The organism is Streptosporangium sp. NPDC001559 (assembly GCF_042893955.1).
Classification (GTDB): domain Bacteria; phylum Actinomycetota; class Actinomycetes; order Streptosporangiales; family Streptosporangiaceae; genus Streptosporangium.
The window spans coordinates 234595-250905 of the sequence record NZ_JBIAVG010000002.1 but is presented as its reverse complement, the minus strand read 5'-3'; the positions used below and the strand labels follow the sequence as shown (position 1 = coordinate 250905).

15 protein-coding genes and 1 tRNA gene are annotated in these 16311 nt (G+C 67.7%); 5 read left to right on the top strand and 11 right to left on the bottom strand.

Going from position 1 to position 16311, the window contains the following annotated elements; all coding sequences use genetic code 11:
- Positions 1 to 22: 22 nt before the first annotated feature.
- Entirely contained in the window at positions 23 to 2722 is a 2700-nt protein-coding gene (gene polA, locus ACFYY8_RS05195; protein WP_390037318.1) for a DNA polymerase I, read from the bottom strand.
- Positions 2723 to 2790: 68 nt separating this feature from the next.
- Between polA and ACFYY8_RS05190 the strand changes: the two genes are divergently transcribed.
- Complete coding sequence (locus tag ACFYY8_RS05190) at positions 2791 to 3210, top strand: PaaI family thioesterase (protein WP_390037316.1); 420 nt, start codon at positions 2791 to 2793, stop codon at positions 3208 to 3210.
- Positions 3211 to 3440: 230 nt separating this feature from the next.
- Here the strand turns inward: ACFYY8_RS05190 and ACFYY8_RS05185 are convergent, their stop codons facing one another.
- The 3 genes from ACFYY8_RS05185 to ACFYY8_RS05175 are packed head-to-tail and all read right to left on the bottom strand — an operon-like array spanning position 3441 to position 5920.
- Positions 3441 to 4226 carry an amino acid ABC transporter ATP-binding protein gene (locus tag ACFYY8_RS05185; RefSeq protein WP_390037314.1) on the bottom strand — a complete coding sequence of 262 codons (786 nt, stop codon included), beginning with the start codon at positions 4224 to 4226 and terminating at the stop codon, positions 3441 to 3443.
- Complete coding sequence (locus tag ACFYY8_RS05180) at positions 4223 to 5074, bottom strand: amino acid ABC transporter permease (protein ID WP_390037312.1); 852 nt, start codon at positions 5072 to 5074, stop codon at positions 4223 to 4225. The genes ACFYY8_RS05185 and ACFYY8_RS05180 overlap by 4 nt, the downstream gene beginning before the upstream one ends.
- A 3-nt stretch (positions 5075 to 5077) precedes the next feature.
- Positions 5078 to 5920 carry an ABC transporter substrate-binding protein gene (locus ACFYY8_RS05175; RefSeq protein ID WP_390037310.1) on the bottom strand — a complete coding sequence of 281 codons (843 nt, stop codon included), beginning with the start codon at positions 5918 to 5920 and terminating at the stop codon, positions 5078 to 5080.
- Between the two features lie 342 nt (positions 5921 to 6262).
- Between ACFYY8_RS05175 and ACFYY8_RS05170 the strand changes: the two genes are divergently transcribed.
- A complete protein-coding gene (locus tag ACFYY8_RS05170; RefSeq protein WP_390037308.1) occupies positions 6263 to 6814 on the top strand; it encodes a DUF4352 domain-containing protein in 552 nt (183 codons plus the stop codon).
- Positions 6815 to 6863: 49 nt separating this feature from the next.
- Here the strand turns inward: ACFYY8_RS05170 and ACFYY8_RS05165 are convergent, their stop codons facing one another.
- The 6 genes from ACFYY8_RS05165 to ACFYY8_RS05140 form a co-directional block, all read right to left on the bottom strand.
- On the bottom strand, positions 6864 to 7583 hold the full coding sequence (locus ACFYY8_RS05165) for an ABC transporter ATP-binding protein (RefSeq protein ID WP_390037306.1): 720 nt from the start codon (positions 7581 to 7583) through the stop codon (positions 6864 to 6866).
- Positions 7573 to 8385, bottom strand: coding sequence for an ABC transporter ATP-binding protein (locus tag ACFYY8_RS05160; protein ID WP_362771583.1), 813 nt, complete (start codon positions 8383 to 8385; stop codon positions 7573 to 7575). The genes ACFYY8_RS05165 and ACFYY8_RS05160 overlap by 11 nt, the downstream gene beginning before the upstream one ends.
- A complete protein-coding gene (locus tag ACFYY8_RS05155; RefSeq protein WP_390037304.1) occupies positions 8382 to 9527 on the bottom strand; it encodes a branched-chain amino acid ABC transporter permease in 1146 nt (381 codons plus the stop codon). The genes ACFYY8_RS05160 and ACFYY8_RS05155 overlap by 4 nt, the downstream gene beginning before the upstream one ends.
- Positions 9524 to 10492, bottom strand: coding sequence for a branched-chain amino acid ABC transporter permease (locus tag ACFYY8_RS05150; RefSeq protein WP_352009072.1), 969 nt, complete (start codon positions 10490 to 10492; stop codon positions 9524 to 9526). The genes ACFYY8_RS05155 and ACFYY8_RS05150 overlap by 4 nt, the downstream gene beginning before the upstream one ends.
- Before the next feature lie 160 nt (positions 10493 to 10652).
- Positions 10653 to 11816: a branched-chain amino acid ABC transporter substrate-binding protein gene (locus tag ACFYY8_RS05145; protein ID WP_390038005.1), complete on the bottom strand. Its 1164-nt coding sequence runs from the start codon at positions 11814 to 11816 to the stop codon at positions 10653 to 10655.
- Between the two features lie 374 nt (positions 11817 to 12190).
- Complete coding sequence (locus tag ACFYY8_RS05140; protein ID WP_352009462.1) at positions 12191 to 12772, bottom strand: response regulator; 582 nt, start codon at positions 12770 to 12772, stop codon at positions 12191 to 12193.
- 131 nt (positions 12773 to 12903) lie between these two features.
- On the opposite strand from ACFYY8_RS05140, the gene ACFYY8_RS05135 reads away from it, so the two are divergent.
- The 3 genes from ACFYY8_RS05135 to ACFYY8_RS05125 all read left to right on the top strand — a co-directional run bounded on the left by ACFYY8_RS05135 (position 12904) and on the right by ACFYY8_RS05125 (position 14474).
- Positions 12904 to 12986: transfer RNA gene (locus ACFYY8_RS05135), tRNA-Leu, on the top strand.
- 52 nt (positions 12987 to 13038) lie between these two features.
- The gene (locus tag ACFYY8_RS05130; protein WP_390037302.1) at positions 13039 to 13722 is read left to right on the top strand and encodes a helix-turn-helix domain-containing protein; all 684 of its coding nucleotides are present in this window, start codon (positions 13039 to 13041) and stop codon (positions 13720 to 13722) included.
- A 182-nt stretch (positions 13723 to 13904) separates the two neighbouring features.
- Positions 13905 to 14474 (top strand): GNAT family N-acetyltransferase, encoded by a 570-nt coding sequence (locus ACFYY8_RS05125; protein ID WP_390037300.1) that lies wholly within the window; start codon positions 13905 to 13907, stop codon positions 14472 to 14474.
- A 71-nt stretch (positions 14475 to 14545) separates the two neighbouring features.
- Here the strand turns inward: ACFYY8_RS05125 and pyk are convergent, their stop codons facing one another.
- Positions 14546 to 15976, bottom strand: a complete 1431-nt coding sequence (gene pyk, locus ACFYY8_RS05120) for a pyruvate kinase (protein ID WP_352009069.1) — start codon at positions 15974 to 15976, stop codon at positions 14546 to 14548.
- Positions 15977 to 16311: the final 335 nt, after the last annotated feature.

Genomic DNA, 16311 nt, shown 5'->3' with positions numbered 1-16311 from the left:
GATCGAGCCGGGAAGGCGGCCCTCAGTGGCCCGCGTCCTCCCAGGTGCGGCCGACCCCGACGGAGACCTCGAGGGGGACGCGCAGCGAGTAGGCCGCGTTCATCCGGTCGACGACCAGCTCACGCAGGGTCTCCAGCTCTCCCGGCGCCACCTCGAACACCAGCTCGTCGTGGACCTGGAGCAGCATCCGCGAACGCAGAGCGGCCTCCTTGACCGCGTCGTGCACACCGAGCATCGCGACCTTGATGATGTCGGCCGCCGACCCCTGGATCGGCGCGTTGAGCGCCATCCGCTCGGCCATCTCCCTGCGCTGCCTGTTGTCGCTGTTGAGGTCGGGCAGGTAGCGGCGGCGGCCCATGATGGTCTCGGTGTAACCGTCCTGCCTGGCCTGGACGACGATCGCGTTGAGGAAGTCGCGGACGCCGCCGAACTCCTCGAAGTACTCGTCCTTGAGGGCCCTGGCCTCCTGCACCGGGATGCCGAGCTGCCCGGAGAGCCCGAAGTCGGACAGTCCGTAGGCGAGGCCGTAGTTCATCGCCTTGATCTTGGCCCGCATCTCACCGGTGACCTGCTGGGGCTCGATGTCGAAGACCCGCGCGGCGGTCGCCTGGTGGAAGTCGTGCCCGGACTCGAAGGCCGCGATCAGCGACGCGTCGCCGGACAGGTGGGCCATGATCCGCAGCTCGATCTGGCTGTAGTCGGCGGTCAGCAGGGTCTCGTAGCCCTGGCCGACCACGAAGCCCTGCCGGATCCTGCGGCCCTCGGCGGTGCGGATCGGGATGTTCTGCAGGTTGGGCTTCTCCGAGCTGAGCCGCCCGGTGGCCGCCATGATCTGGTTGAACGTGGTGTGGATCCGGCCGTCGTCGGCGATCTCCTTGATCAGTCCCTCGACCGTGACGCGCAGCTTGGCCTGGTCGCGGTGCCTGAGCATGATGGCCGGCAGCTCGTGGTCGGTCTGCGTGGCCAGCCAGGCCAGCTGCTCGGCGTCCGTGCTGTAGCCGGTCTTGATCTTCTTGGTCTTGGGCAGCCCGAGCTTGACGAACAGGATCTCCTGGAGCTGCTTGGGCGAGCCCAGGTTGAACTGCTCCCCGACGGCGGCGTGCGCGGCGTCGACGGCCTGCTTGACCGCGGCGCCGAACTCGGCCTCCAGCCCGCTGAGGTAGGGACCGTCCGCGGCGATCCCGGCTCGTTCGAGCTCGGCCAGGACCGTCACCAGGGGCAGCTCGACGTCGCCCATCAGGTGGGTGCCGCCCCGTGGTTCGAGGAAGTCCTCAAGGGCGTCGGCCAGCTCCCGCACGGCCATGGCCCGCAGCCCGAGGTCGTGGGCGGCGTCGGTCTCCTGGTCGTCGAATAGGCTGGCCTGGCCGCTGTTGTCCTCTTCCCCGCGCAACTCCCGGCTCAGGTAGACCCGGACGAGGTCCTCAAGCGGGAACGAGCGCTGGCCGGGCATCGCCAGGTAGGCCGCCAGCGCCGTGTCACTGGTCAGCCCGCGCAGGTCCATCCCCTGGGCCCACAGCGCCAGGATCAGCCCCTTGGCGTCGTGCACCGCCTTCGGCCGCGACTCGTCGCACAGCCACTCGCGCAGCGCCGCCTCGTCGGCCTCGGTGAGCGTCGTCTGGTCGATGAAGGCCGCGCCGCGCCCGCCGTCGCCGGGCGCGGCGATCGCGACGCTGTCGACCCGTCCGGTGCCACTGCCGTGGGAGCCCCGGAAGGCCAGGCCCGCCCTGCCCTCCGGCATGGCCCGCAGCCACGGCCCGACCTCGTCCGGCCCGAGCACGACCGTCTCGACCTCGAAGCCCTCGCCCGGCTCCGGCTCGGCCGAGGAGAGGGTCTTGAACAGCCGGTCGCGCAGCTCGCCCCTGAACTCCAGCGTGTCGAGGATCTTGTCGATCTCGGCGCGCTCGCCCTGGCCGACCGTCAGCGCCGTGACCTCGGCTTCGAGCGGGACGTCCCGGGTGAGCTGGGTGAGACGGCGGTTCAGCAGGACCTGGTCGAGGTGGTCGCGCAGTTTGTCCCCGACCTTGCCCTTGACCTCGTCGACCCGGTTGACCAGTTCCTCCAGCGAGCCGAACTCGCGGATCCACTTGGCCGCGGTCTTCTCGCCGACACCGGGGATGTTCCTGAGGTTGTCGCTGCTGTCGCCCCTGATGGCCGCGAAGTCGGGATACTGGGTGGGGGTGAGCTCGTACTTCTCCAGCACGGCCTCGGGCGTGAACCTGGTCATGTTGCTGATGCCGACCCTGGTCATCAGCACCGTGATGCGCTCGTCGACCAGCTGGAGCGCGTCGCGGTCACCGGTGACGACCAGCACGTTCATGTCCTGCGCGGCGGCGCGGGTGGCGAGCGTGGCGATCAGGTCGTCGGCCTCGTATCCGGCCAGCGACAGGTACGGCACGCGCAGGGCGTCGAGCATCTCGTGGATCAGGCTCATCTGGCTGCGGAAGCTGTCCGGGGCCGCGCTGCGGTTGGCCTTGTACTCCGGGTACTCCGTATGCCGGAACGTCGGCTCTGACCGGTCGAAGCAGACCGCCACGTGCGTGGGCCGCTCGTCACGGAGCACGTTGACCAGCATCGAGGTGAACCCGAAGACGGCGTTGGTCGTCTGCCCCGTCGTGGTGGAGAAGTTCTCCTCGGGCAGGGCGTAGAAAGCCCGGTATGCCAGGGAGTGTCCATCCAGCAGCAGCAGACACGGACGCGAGGGGGTCGCTTCGTTCTTCGGCACAGGGGAAGCCTAGTCTCCTGATACGACAGAAAACGCTGGTCCCGCGACAAGGAGACGCCCCCTTGACCATGACAGACCCACAGGAAGTCGCCCGGATCCTCGAGGAGACCCTCGGCGGCACCGGTGGCGCGCTCGTCGAGCGGATGGGCATCGAGCTGACCGGGGCCTCTCCCGAGCGGGTCACGGGCCGCATGCCCGTCGAGGGCAACACCCAGCCGTACGGCCTGCTGCACGGCGGCGCCTCATGTGTGCTGGCCGAGACCCTGGGCTCGATCGGGGCGGCCCTGCACGCGGGCCAGGGGCGTGTCGCGGTCGGCATCGAGATCAGCGCCACCCACCACCGCGCCGTCAGCTCCGGCCACGTCACCGGCGTCGCGACCAGGGTGCACGGCGGCAGGAGCGTGGCGACCTACGAGATCGAGATCACCGACGAGCGGGGCCGCAGGGTGTGCAGCTCACGCCTGACCTGCATGCTGCGCGACGCCTGAACGGGAACTCACCGGTTTTCGATCATTACCCGACCTCCCCTTTTTGCACTCTTGCCACAGGAGTCGCTACGGTGGGTGACATCGATGCCCGTGGGGGAGCCGAGTAGAAAACGCGCAGGGTCGGGGAAGTCCTGCGCGGCGCCAAAGGCTCTCCCCGGGCTCGTGTTCGCTCGGCCCCGTACGGCCCGCCCCGGGCCCTTCCGGGGGCTCGGGCCGTACGGGAACGAGGGTCACACGTCGGTGTGCGTGGGGTCGAGCACCCGGCGCAGGAAGCTCCTGGTCCGTTCGTACCGGGGTGAGCCGATCACCTGGTCCGGGGGGCCGTCCTCGACGATCACGCCTCCGTCCATGAAGACCACGCGGTCGGCCACGTCCCTGGCGAAGGCCATCTCGTGGGTGACCACGAGCATCGTCATGCCCTCCTCGGCCAGCTTGCGCATGACCGTGAGCACGTCGCCGACCAGCTCCGGGTCGAGCGCGGAGGTCGGCTCGTCGAAGAGCATCAGCGCGGGGTTCATGGCCAGCGCCCTGGCGATGGCCACCCGCTGCTGCTGCCCGCCGGACAGCTGGGCCGGGTAGAAGGCCGCCTTCTCCAGGACCCCGACCTTCGCCAGGTGCTCCCTGGCGATCCGCTCGGCCTCGGCCGCGCCCCGCCTGAGCACCCGCCGCTGGGCGATCATCACGTTCTGCAGCACGGTCATGTGCGGGAAGAGGTTGAACTGCTGGAAGACCATGCCGACACGGCGGCGGGCCGCGTCGATGTCGACGTCGGGGTCGGTCAGTTCGACGCCTTCGAGCACGACCCTGCCCGAGGTCGGCTGCTCCAGCAGGTTCACGCAGCGCAGCAGCGTCGACTTGCCCGACCCGGAGGGGCCGATGACGCACACCACCTGGCCGGGGTCGACGGCGAAGTCGATCCCCCTGAGCACCTCCAGCCTGCCGAAGCGCTTGTGCAGGTCCCTGATCTCGACCGCGTGCGCCACGGAGGCGGCCGCCTGGGTCGTCGGCTCGGTCATCGCCGTCCCCTCCCCTGCCGCCTCTCCAGCCGGTTCGCGAGGTAACCCAGCGGGATCGTGACGAACAGATACGTGATGCCGACGACCAGGATGGGCGTGGCGTTGGCGTGTGTGGAGGCCAGGTCGTTGCCGAACTTGGTGAGCTCGACGTACTCGCTGGTCACGCCGAGGAACAGAACCAGTGAGGAGTCCTTGAGCAGGGACACGAACTGGTTGGTCGTCGGCGGGATGACGATCCGCACGGCCTGCGGGATGACGATGCTGACCGTGGCGCGGGTGTGGGACATGCCCAGCGAGCGCGCCGCCTCCATCTGTCCCTTGGGGACGGCCTGCAGGCCCGCGCGCAGCGTCTCGGCCATGTAGGCGGACCCGACGACCGTCAGGCCCAGGATGCCCTGCCCGTAGGTGTCGCCGGGCACCTGGAAGCCGGGCAGCGCCTGTGGCAGGAACAGGATGAGCAGGAAGATGAGCAGCGCGGGCAGGCCCCGGAAGACCTCGATGTAGGCGATCGCGAGCCATCGGTACGGCAGCACCGACGACATCCTCATCAGGGCCAGCAGCAGACCGAACAGGAAGGCGAAGACGAAACCGCCGACCGAGTAGATGATCGTGTTCTTCAGCGCGACCGTGATCACCCCGGGCCACGCCTCGGCGGCGATCTCCGGCTTGGCGAAGTTCTGCGCCAGACTGTTCCAGTCGATGCGCAGGACGAGGAACACGGCCACGGCGACCAGCACGGCGTACTGGACGGCCCGGCTGACGCGCTGTCTCTTTCGCGGACTGAGCCGGGTCCTGCGGGCGCGCCCCGCCGGACCCGGTTTCTCAGCCGTCGTTGACTGGTCGGTCATGGATCAGCCGAGCTCTCCGGGCTTCTTACCGAACCACTTGACGTAGAGCTTCTCGTAGGTTCCGTCCGCCTTGGCCGTGGTGATCGCCTCGTCGATGGCCTTGAGCAGCGCCGGGTCGGCGCCCTTCTTCAGGCCGATGCCGTACTGCTCACCGGTGTCCAGGCTGGCGAGCAGCTCGAACTTGTCGGCGATCTCCGGCTTCTTCAGCCAGGCCAGCACGACCGGCAGGTCCTGGACGATCACGTCGACCTGGCCGGACTGCAGGCCGAGCAGCTCCTTGGGCGAGTCCGCGAACTCCTTGGGGTCGAAGCCGTTCTTCCTGACGTACTCCAGGCCCGTGGTGGAGGCCTGCGCGCCCAGGCGCAGGTTCTTCGCCTTGACCTCGTCGAGGGTCTTGATGCCGACGCCCTTCTTGCCGAGCAGCGCCTGGGTCGCGTCGAAGTACGGAACGGAGAAGTCGATGTTGGCCTTGCGCTCGGGCGTGATGGTCATGCCCGCCGCCGCCACGTCGCACTTGCCCGCGGCCATCGCCGCGCCGCTCTTGATGACGGCGAAGTCGATGTCGACGACGTCCTGGGTCAGGCCGAGCTTCTTGGCCGCCAGGTCGACGATGTCGATGTCGAAGCCGACGGTCTTGTCCCCTTCCTTGAACTCGAAGGGCTCGTAGGGAAGGTTCGTGCAGGTGGTCAGCTTGCCCGGGTGGACCACCTTCACGCCGCCCTCGGAGGGGGCGCTCGCGGAGGAACCTCCAGTGCTCTCGGTACCGCAGGCCGCGAGGCCGAACGTGCCGGCGACCACCACCGCTCCCGCCGCGAGCACGCGACGGGAAACAAAACTCAGGCCCACAAGGCCTCCTTCGGTCAGAGTCACATCGTGGACAGTTACCTCCGGGTAATACTGCCCACCCGTACGGACGTATGGATCACCGCTACAACACGATTCGGACAACAACCCCTTTCGGCGCCACCATGATCGGTATCATGCCCCACCAGGCCCTTGACGCCTTCGGACGCCGAGTGGTCAACACTGCCACCCAACACGGTCCGGGACCGGAAATCATCCAGCCCCAAAACGGTGCAAATATTCTATCTTCGCACTTCAGGTGGGGTAAAGGCCGTTACGGAACTCCCCGAATCCACGGGGAAAGGGCATTGAGGAACGGCCCACGCCTCGGTTACCTTGCCCGGTGTGCGCAACCTCCCAAAGCCGTTGACCGGTGCCGTCCTGGCCACCGCGCTCCTCACCGCGTGCTCGGGGCAGCCCTCCGCGGCCCCCTCTCCCTCACCTACCCCCACCTACCAGCTGACGCCCCGCCCGGTACGGCCCGGCGAGCGCCCGATCACCGCCGCGCCCGTGACGGACGGCGACACCCGCTTCCAGGTGATCGGCCTGCAGACCGGCCTGAGCGAGTTCGTCGGCAGCCACGGCGAATGGCAGGCCAAGGGCCAGTACGTGGTCGTGCGGATCGTCGCCGAGAACCCGGGCCGCACCAACTCCCGCTTCGTCGCCGGCCGCCAGCGGCTCCTCACCGCCGACGGCACGGCCCACGCCGTCGACAGGTTCGCCCAGGCCATCAAACGCCAGCCGGACACCCTCCCGCTCGGCGCCGAGGTCAGGATCGAGATGGACCTGTGGTTCGACGTCCCCAAGGACGCGAAGGTCACCGGCGTCCGCCTGCACGGCGACCCGCCCCTCGGCGTCGGAGGCACCACCCAGGGCGCGACCGTCCCCCTGGGCTAGGCCGGGCACGTCCTCGCCGCACGCGTGCGGCGAGGACGTGAACCCCTTCCTAGGCCTCGTGCCCGAGACCACCGCCCAGATAGGCGGCCTGCACGTCGGGGTCGTTGAGCAGGTCGGCGGCGAGCGCGCTCTTGACCACCTTGCCGGTCTCCAGGACGTAGGCCCGGTGCGCCAGCTTCAGCGCCTGCTGGGCGTTCTGCTCGACCAGCAGCACCGTGGTCCCGCGGCGGTTGATCTCCTCGATGATCGAGAAGATCTGCTGCACCATCAGCGGCGCCAGCCCCATCGACGGCTCGTCGAGCAGCAGCACCTTCGGCTTGGCCATCAGCGCGCGCCCGATGGCCAGCATCTGCTGCTCGCCGCCGGACATCGTGCCGCCCATCTGCGTCCTGCGCTCGGCGAGCCTCGGGAACAGCTCGTAGACCTCGGCCAGGTCCGCGTCGAAGTCACCGGAACGGGTGTAGGCGCCCATGAGCAGGTTGTCGTGCACCGTCATACCGGGGAAGACCCCCCGGCCCTCAGGCGCCTGCCCCAGGCCCGCCAGGACCCTCTTGTGACCCGGCATCTTGCTGATGTCCCGGCCGTCGAAGACGACGCTCCCCGACGTCAGGCCGCGCAGACCGGAGATCGTCTTCAGGGTCGTGGTCTTGCCCGCCCCGTTCGCGCCGATGAGCGTGACGATCTCGCCCTCGTTCACCTCGACGGAGATGCCCTTGAGCGCCGCGATCTTTCCGTAGTGGACGTGGATGTCCTTGACCTCAAGAAGCATCTGCGGGAGCCCCCAAATACGCCTCGATGACCCGGGGGTCGCTCCGCACCTCGTCCGGCAGGCCGTCGGCGATCTTCTGGCCGAAGTCCAGCACCGCGATACGGTCGCTGATGCCCATGATGAGGCTCATGTCGTGTTCGATGATGAGAATCGTCCGCCCCGCGTCACGGATGTCGCGGATCAGCTGCTGCAGGGCGACCTTCTCCGCCGGGTTCATACCGGCGGCGGGCTCGTCGAGCAGCAACAACTTCGGGTTGGTCGCCAGCGCGCGGGCGATCTCCAGCCTGCGCTGGTCACCGTAGGGCAGGTTCTTGGCGTGGTCGTTCGCCCGGTGCGAGATGCCGACGAAGTCGAGCAGCTCCATCGCCAGCGCGCGCCCCTCACGCTCCGCCCTGCGGTGCGCGGGAAGCCCGAGCGCCACGCTCAGCATGCCCGAACGATGGTGCGCGTCCGCGCCCACCATGACGTTCTCCACAGCCGTCATGTTGTGGAACAGCCGGATGTTCTGGAACGTACGGGCGACGCCCCGCTTGGTGATCCTGAAGCGCTTGACACCGCTGATCCGCTCGCCCTGGAAGAGGACCTGCCCCTCCGTCGGCTGGTAGACCCCGGTCACCACGTTGAAGACCGTGGTCTTGCCCGCGCCGTTCGGACCGATGAGAGCGAAGATCTCCCCCTCGCCGATGGTCAGATCGACCTCGCGCAGCGCCGTGACGCCGCCGAACCGCATGACAAGACCCTGCAGCTCCAGCATCGCTCGGCCACCGCGCCCACCGGCCGTCCCGCTCACCTCGGTGCTCATCGGGAGGCCACCTCCTCACCATGCGACTCGGGACCGGACACCTCTGCGCCGAGGCTTCCCATCCCGCCCGATCCCTCTTGCAGCTCCGCCTTGCGTTGACGCGAGGGCAGCAACCCCTCCGGCCGGAAGATCATCAGAGCGACCAGCACCGCGCCGAAGATCAGCATGCGGTAGTCCTGCAGGCCACGGAAGCGCTCGGGCAGCCACGCCACGACGAACGCGCCGAGGATGACACCCGGCAGGTTGCCCGCGCCGCCCATGACCACCGCGGCCAGGATCGTCGCGGACAGCAGGAACTGGAAGTCGTTCGGGTTGATCGAAATGGCCTTGGCCGCCCACAGCACGCCCATCGCGCCGCCGATCGAGGCGCCGATCGCGAAGGCGAGCATCTTGAAGCGGAACGTCGGCACACCCATGACCTCGGCCGCGTCCTCGTCCTCACGGATCGCCGCCCAGGCCCGTCCGACCCGGCTCTTCTCCCAGCGCTTCACCAGGATGATCACGACGACCGCGAGCGCGACCAGCAGGTAGTAGTAGGGCCGCGGGTCGAGCACGCCGTACTTGAAGATCGCCACGTCACCGATCATGATGTCGGGGAAGCTCGGCGGGTGCGGGATGCCGCGGACGCCGTTCGGGCCGCCGATCGCGTCGGTGTTACGCGCCGTGATCCGGATGATCTCACCGAAACCCAGCGTGACGATCGCGAGATAGTCGCCGCGAAGCCGCAGCGTCGGAGCGCCCAGCGTGATGCCCGACAGCGCGCACAGCCCGATGCCGACCACCAGGATCAGCCAGAAGTTCCAGCCGAGCCTGGTGCCGATCAACGCCATCGCGTAACCGCCGACCGCGTAGAACGCGACGAACCCCAGGTCGAGCAGGCCCGCCTGACCGACGACCACGTTGAGCCCGATGGCCAGCACCACATAGGTGCCGATCGGGAAGAACAGGATGCTCGCCCAGTCCGTGTAGGGCGACATGAACGAGCCGATGCTCTCCGAGGGCAACAGCAGCGCCCCGACGATCAGGAGAACGTAGACGACCCAGCGCTGCCAGCCCGGCGTGTTCAGCCAGCGCTCGTGTACGGCGTCGCCGTACTGGCTGAGCCTATGACGGAAGTCTGCCAGTGAATTCTTCTGGTTCATGCGCGCGCCTGCTGGAGTGATTCACCGAGGATTCCGGTGGGGCGGAACATCAGGACCAAGACGAGGATGCTGAAGGAGATCACGTGCTTCCAGTCGGAGCCCGCGAAGATCGCCCCGTAGTTCTCCACGAGGCCGAGCACCACACCGCCCACCAGAGCACCGCGCAGGTTGCCGATGCCACCCAGGACCGCCGCGGTGAACGCCTTGATCCCGAAGAGGAAGCCGATGTAGTAGTACGTGTTCTCGTACGAGATCAGATACAGCGCCCCGGCCACACCGGCCATGCCGCCGCCGATCAGGAACGTCATCCGGACGATCTTGTTGATGTCGACGCCCATGAGGACCGCCGCCTCCGGATCCTGCGCGGTGGCGCGGATACCACGGCCGATCTTCGTACGGTTGACGAGGGCGTCAAGGGCGATCATCATGCCGACCGCCGCCACGATCACCAGCACCTGGTCCGCCCGGACCGAGTGACCGAAGATCGAGAAAAGCTCGTTCCGCTCCATCAACCGGGGAAGGCCCATCTGAATGCGGCCTTGCTGCGGGCGGTTGAAGACGTTCGGAATCACCAGGAGCGCGAACAGCTCCTGCAGGAAGATCGAGGCACCGATGGCCGAGATGAGCGCCGCGAGGCGGGAGGCCCCACGCTTGCGCAGCGGCCGGTACGCGATCCGCTCCAGCGCCACCGCGGTTCCCGCGGAGGCGAGCATCCCGGCCACGACCATCAGCAGGATCACCCCGGCCAGCGCGATGCCGGTCAGAGGTGAACTTATGCCGAACACGAACGGGACGAACATCGCGCCGAAGGTCCCGATCATGAACACTTCCGAGTGCGCGAAGTTGATCAGACGCAGCACGCCGTACACCATGGTGTAACCGAGCGCTATCAGGGCGTAGATCGAACCGAAGGCCAGGCCGTCGATTGTGGCCGGCCAGAACTGATTGATGAAGTCATTGAGCACTAGGGTTTACCACTTCTAGCGGGGGTCGCCTGCACTGCCGGTAGCACACCGCTTCCAGCAGAACCTCGTGGACTCTGGTGGAAGTACACAGAAAGCGGGACCGCGCTTCGGCGATCCCGCTCCCCGTGCGCCAACTACCTTCTCTTCTCGCGGTCCGTCCCTAGCCCAGCTTGGCCTCGGTGGCCTTGCCCAGCAGCGTGATGGCGCCGCCCTTGACCTGGTAGATGTAGATGTCCTTGGCGACGACCTCACCGTTGTCGCCGAACTTCACCTGCTTGGAGACACCGGCCAGGTCAACGGTCTTGATGAACTCGTTGATCTTGTCGGTGGTGGTGTTGCCCGCCTTGACCGCCTCGACGAAGACGGACGCGGCGTCGTAACCCTCAGAGGCGTAGATCGCCGGGTCGGCGTTGAACTTCGCCTTGTAAGAGTCGGCGAAGCTCTTCACCTTCGGGTCGGTGACGTCGGGGGTGGCGATGTAGCAGGGGCAGCCGACGAGGGCGCCCTCGGCGTTCTGCGCGCCGGCGCCGTCGATGAGGCCCTTGTCCAGCGAACCGTCGCCGGAGAAGAACTTCGCGTCCTTCACGCCCTTGTCACGAAGCTGCTTGAGCAGGTTGCCGCCCGCGGCGTAGTAACCGCCGAAGAAGATCGCGTCAGGCTTGGCCGCCGCGACCTTGTTCACCACCGAGGAGAAGTCACTCTCGGCCGGGTCGAGCGAGTCGTTGGTCAGCTTCACGCCCTTGGTGCCGAGCTGCGTACGGACCGCGTCGGCCAGCGGCTTGCCGTACTCCGACTTGTCGTCGATGACGAAGACGTTCTTCGCACCCGCCGCACCCGCGATGAAGTCCGCGATACCGGGACCCTGAACACCGTCGTTCGGCAGCACACGGTGCCAGAACTTCCAGCCGTTCTCCGCGAGCTTGGCGTTCGTCGCCGAGGCCGTGATGCTCGGAATACCCGCCTCTTCGAGCACCGGCGCGACCTGCGCGGACTCACCGGAGAACGCCGGGCCGATCAGGCCGGCGACCTTGTCGCTCTTGATGGCCTGCTGCGCCAGCGCGACGGCCTTGGAGGCGTCACCCTGGCTGTCGTACTTGACCAGCTCGATCTTCACAGCCGGGTTCGTCTTGTTGTACTCGTCGACGACGAGGTTCGCGCCGTTCCACGGCGGAATGACGATACCCGCGTTGGCGCCGGTCAGGTCACCCATGAAACCGATTTTGACGGTCCCGGCAGCGGGGGCGGCGGAACTGGAGCCACCGTCCGACTGCGGGGTCCCAGAGCCACTGTTACCACAAGCAGCGAGACCGAGGGTGAGCGCCACACCGGCAGCGAGCACTCCACCGAGGCGAGCAGTCTTGGGCCGCAAGGTTGCCTTCCTTTCGCCCGACCCCTCATAGGGAGCGGGTTCACAGATGCCCTCCCTGACGGAGTGGCCAGGGGGTTGTGTCGGTTAGTACAGCCAGCGGATGTCACGGGTCGATACAGGACAGGCCACCGTAACTATTTCGTTATTACACCGATTCTTTTCAGCTATAACTGACAAAAGTCATGGTCACCACGCGCATCACCACCCTCACATAGATCACTTCGAAGATGCAAAAGCCCGCGTCAGACCGGGGTCACCGGAGCCGCGCGGGCTTAACAAACAGGAAACCTTCCTAAAGGAAGCGGGGCCTCCCCACCGGGCCCAACCCCTCACTCCCCCGGCGCACCCCCGGCCCCGGACACCCCGTCGACCACGATCTGCGCCACCTGACGCATGCTCAACCGGCGATCCATCGACGCCTTCTGAATCCACCGGAACGCCTGCGGCTCACTCCACCCGTGCTCCGACATCAACAGGCCCTTCGCCCGCTCCACCAGCTTGCGCGTCTCCAGCCGATCAGAGAGCGACCCCACCTCCCGCTCGAGCGCCACGATCTCCTCGTGCCTGCTGACCGCCATCTCGATCGCGGGCACCAGATCCGACTTCGTGAACGGCTTCACCAAATACGCCATGGCCCCGGCATCCCGCGCCCGCTCCACCAGATCACGCTGAGAGAAGGCCGTGAGAATCAGACACGGGGCGATCCGCCGCGACACGATCTGCTCGGCGGCCGAGATGCCGTCCAGGATGGGCATCTTCACATCCAGGATCACCAGATCGGGCCGGTGCTCGGCGGCCAGCGCGACCGCGGCCTCCCCGTCTCCGGCCTCCGCGACGACGGCGTACCCGTCCTCCTCCAGCATCTCCTTCAGGTCGAGGCGGATCAGAGCCTCGTCTTCCGCGATCACCACTCGCCGCTGCGTACTCACGAGCAAGAGAGTACCGATGTCCGCTAGATTAGAACCACGCCGGTGTCCACAGCTGATCCAGTTCTGGGTAAGCTCACCACCGGCACACAATCCGGACAAGTCCGGAAATATAAGCCGGAATGGTGAAATGGCATACACGGACGCCTCAAAAGCGTCTGCTCGAAAGGGCGTGCGGGTTCGAGTCCCGCTTCCGGCACACATTCAGTGACCGACCTGAAACTGTCGGTGCCCGATGGCATGGTCGTCCCATGCACTCCCGTGAAACCGTTGAGCGCGCTCTGCGGCTCTCCTCCCAAGGGCTCATCGACCGCGAAGTGGCCCGGCTCTGCGGCGTGTCGCTCGGCGCTGTCCAGAAGTGGCGCACCGGAGCACGCAGATCCCAACCCGAAGGAGATCTGCGCCACTTCCACTCCTGCCCCCTGTGCCACGGACGGGCGCTGGACCACCGTGCCTACGCCCACCTGCTCGGGCTCTACCTCGGCGACGGTCACATCCTGTTGTGCGGAAGAGGCGTCTACCAACTCTCACTGGCATGTTGCGACGACTGGCCAGGCCTGACCGAGGAGGCCGCGTCCGTCATGGCGGAGGTCATACCGACCTCATCGGTCAGCCGTCGCCGGCTCAGAGGGTGCACAGAGGTCAAGAGTTACTCCAAGCACTGGGTCTGTCTGTTTCCCCAGCATGGTCCCGGCCGAAAACACGACCGCGAAATCGTCCTGGACGAGTGGCAACGCAAGATCGTCGAAGAGTGCCCGGGCCTCTTCGTCCGGGGACTGATGCACTCCGACGGTTATCGCGGAACGAACCGGATACGTCGTCACTTCAACGGCGCCGACCACTGGTATGAGTACCCCCGTTACCTTTTCAAGAACGAGTCGCATGACATCCTCAACCTGTGCGGCCAGGCCCTCGACATGCTCGGGGTCGCCTGATGCTCGGGGTCGCCTGGAGTCGTCCCAAGCGGAACACCGTTTCCATCGCCCGCCGGGAGGCCGTCGAGCGGCTGGACGAGTTCGTCGGCCCGAAGCACTGACGGTCCGCGTGGGCGACTTGCCGCTGAGGGGAGGCATCGGGAAGAGTCGGCGGTTCCGGCCCTTCGATCTGAGAGGCAGACATGACTGGTGGTGTCGTCCCGGGGGAGCTCCGCCTGAGCGGGCACGGCCTGGTGTTGCGGGAGTGGGAGGACGATGACCTGGAGACGATGGTCGGCCTGTTCGACGATCCCGAGGTGGCCTACTGGACGCCCCTGGTCTCCCCGTTCGACCTGGAGGCCGCCCGGCTCTATCTGAAGCGCGCGCGGGAGCGTCGGGCGGCGGGGCAGGCCGTCCAGCTGGCCATCACAGAGGGCTCGGGGGGCTCGGGGGGCTCGGGGGGCTCGGGGGCGGCGCTGGGTGAGGTGCTGCTGATGTGGAGCGAGCCCGGTTCGGGGGTCGCGGAGATCGGTTACAGCGTGGGTGCGGCCCATCGGGGGCGTGGGCTGGCGGTGCGGGCGGTGCGGGTCATGACGGAGTTCGCCCGGGGCACGTTGGGGATCGACCGGTTGCTGCTGGAGATCGAGAAGGAGAACGCGGCGAGCGCGGCGGTGGCGGGCGCGGCGGGTTACTCCCTGACGGAGGCGCCGCCGATTCCCGGTGAGGAGAAGGGCAGGAGGTTGTTCCTGCGGACGTGGGAGTACGACGGTTGACCCACCGTCGGCTCACGACGCCGGTACGGCGGGCGTCGAGGCGCCGGCCGTACCGGGTGGGTGTGGGTTGGTCAGGCGGGGTGGGAGACGGCCGCGCCGATGGTGTGGACGCGCAGGGCGTTGGTCGAGCCCGCGGTGCCGGGAGGGGACCCGGCGACGATGACGACCTTGTCGCCCTTCTCCAGGCGGGCGTTGGCGAGCAGGGAGGCCTCGACCTGGCGGACCATGTCGTCGGTGTGGTGGACGAAGGGCACCTCGAAGGTCTCCACGCCCCAGGTGAGAGCCAGCTGGTTGCGGACGTGGGGGGCGGAGGTGAAGGCGAGCAGCGGGATGGGCGAGCGGTAGCGGGCCAGGCGGCGGGCGGTCTCGCCGGACATGGTGAAGGCGACGAGGGCCTTGGCTCCGACGATGGCGCCGACCTCGGCCGCGGCGCGGGCGATGGCGCCTCCGGTGGTCTCGGGCAGCCGGTCGAGGCTGTGCGTGGCGTGCAGGGAGGTCTTCTCCGCGGCGACCGCGATGCGGCTCATGGTCTGGACGGTCTCGATGGGGTAGTTGCCGACGGAGGTCTCGCCGGAGAGCATGACGGCGTCGGCTCCCTCCATGACGGCGTAGGCGACGTCGGAGGCCTCCGCGCGGGTCGGGCGGGGGGCGGAGATCATGGAGTCGAGCATCTGGGTGGCGACGATGACCGGCCGGGCCTTCTCGTGGCAGAGCTGGATGGCGCGTTTCTGGACGATCGGCACCTCTTCGAGGGGTAGTTCGACGCCGAGGTCGCCGCGGGCGACCATGATGCCGTCGAAGGCCTCGATGATCTCGGGGAGCCGTTCGACCGCCTGGGGCTTCTCGATCTTGGCGAGCAGCGGGAGGCGGACGGCTTCCTGTTCCATGATGTTGCGGACGACGTCGGCGTCCGAGGGGCGCCGGACGAAGGACAGGGCGATGAGGTCGAAGCCGGTGCGCAGGGCCCAGCGGAGGTCGGCCTCGTCCTTGTCGGTGAGGGCGGGGGCGCTGACGTTGACGCCGGGCAGGTTGAGGCCCTTGTTGTCGGAGATCATGCCGCCGATGATCACGCGGGTGGTCACGCGGGGGCCGTCGATGCGGGTGACCTCCAGGTGGACGCGTCCGTCGTCGACGAGGATGCTGTCACCGGGGCGGACGTCCTTGTGGAGGCCGAGGTAGGTGGTCGAGACCTGTTCGCGGTCGCCGGGGACGTCCTCGGTGGTGATGGTGAAGACGTCTCCGAAGCCGAGGCGGACGGGGCCCTCCTCGAACTTTCCGACGCGGATCTTGGGGCCCTGCAGGTCGGCGAGCACGCCCACGCCGCGGCCGAGTTCGGCGGCGGCCTCCCTCACCCTGTCGTATACCTCTTTGTGCAGTTCCTGGCTGCCGTGGCTGAGGTTGAAACGAGCCACGTCCATGCCTGCGGCGATGAGTTCGCGGAGGCGTTCCGGGGAGGAGGTGGCGGGGCCGAGGGTACAGACGATTTTTGCGCGACGAGTCACGGGTCCCACCCTAATTGGTACAGACCACTTGGTCGTTACGTTGACCGGAGCGGGGGTGAAAAACTCGATGACATCGTGTCACCGATGCGAACCCGGATGTTCCCGTTGAACGCCTGTGGGATGCCGGGGGGTGTTGAGGCGGCGGCCCGGAGTCGTGGCCTGTGAACGCGGGTGAGGACGACGGTGGCCGAGGGGTCTCCGGGCGCGGCGGTGTCGTACGGCCGGGCGTTGGGCCGGCCGGGCGTGGCGGTCTCCGTCCGGTCGGCGGGATGAGCCCGTCAGGCTTCTTCGGGGCGTCCGATCGGTGGTGGGGCGGTCCGGCCGGGGCGCGGGCG